We start from the raw sequence: 520 nt of genomic DNA, 5'->3' as shown, positions 1-520 counted from the left end.
TCGCGAGTTAAGTGGCTAGTTTAACGTACGGCCACACTGCTATAAATATCAAGACGCTGTACACAGCACGTGGTGACGTCACGCCAGAGATAGAAGTCGAGTTGTAAGTAGCTGCACGGATGCCGTGAGTGAGCGCAATCGGCATTCAACGGCTGCTTGATTTTTTCAGTGCCGATGCTGGTGATGTCGAAAACTTGCTACCGGCAGAAGTGGCAAGCAATGACCGCTACGACCGGTTCATCACTATCATGAACCGGATCAATGAGCAGCTCTTCCCCGCTTTTGTACCGGAGTCACGCTTACGTCTTTACCCGCTGCTCGTTGTGATGTGCCTAAGCGGCTCCTCCCTCGCCAGAACGAGTCAGGATCGCATAGAATGGCATCGTGAAAACAATCGCCCATTCAAACTTCCTGAATTGATTCGCGGGCCGATTGAACTTGTGGTGCCGAGAGCGCGATTTAAAGCGCCGAAATACCTTTCGGCTTACATGGATATGCTACATGTGCACCTTCGGTATAT

At 51.0% G+C, this 520-nt stretch carries 1 pseudogene; it reads left to right on the top strand.

Annotation, left to right across the window (positions count from 1 at the left end):
• Positions 1-128: 128 nt before the first annotated feature.
• Positions 129-520: pseudogene (locus A6V37_RS06915) on the top strand (DEAD/DEAH box helicase); the annotation flags it as partial.

Origin of the sequence: Paraburkholderia ginsengiterrae, assembly GCF_001645125.1 — a bacterium.
GTDB lineage: Bacteria > Pseudomonadota > Gammaproteobacteria > Burkholderiales > Burkholderiaceae > Paraburkholderia > Paraburkholderia ginsengiterrae.
The sequence above is the reverse complement of the archived record's forward strand: the minus strand, read 5'-3'. Positions and strand labels throughout refer to the sequence as shown.